A 459-nucleotide genomic window follows, 5' to 3' on the forward strand; every position below is an offset into this window, starting at 1 on the left:
GACCCATCAAAGCGAATCTGAAGTAGCTTTAGAATTAACAGCAAATGAAGCTACTAAAGAAAATTACCCATTTGATTTTCGTTTGACGCTTACCTATTCGTTAGAAAAGCAAACGGTTAGAGTAGCGTATCAAGTAGAAAATTTAAACCATCAAGAAAAGATGTATTTTTCAATCGGGGGACATCCCGGGTTTAATATTCCTTTAACGAATGAGACTTCGTTTGAAGACTATTACTTGAGTTTTCTTCCTAAACGCTCAAGAACAGTTATCCCATTGAAAGGTTCCTATTTGGATCTCGAAAATCGGACATTGGGACAGACAAATACAGACATTGCTTTGAGAAGAGCTTTATTTGACCAAGATGCTTTAATTTATGAGACAAAGAATAAAAATACTTTTTCTATTCGTTCTGATAAAACACCACATGGAATTGCTGTTTCTTTTGAAAACTTCCCTTA

The 459-nt window shown here is 34.6% G+C and carries 1 pseudogene; it reads left to right on the forward strand.

Features of this window, described 5'->3' with window-relative positions:
• Positions 1-459: pseudogene (locus RT405_RS10490) on the forward strand (aldose 1-epimerase family protein); the annotation flags it as partial.

Origin of the sequence: Carnobacterium sp. (assembly GCF_032094055.1) — a bacterium.
In the GTDB taxonomy this organism is placed as follows: domain Bacteria; phylum Bacillota; class Bacilli; order Lactobacillales; family Carnobacteriaceae; genus Carnobacterium_A.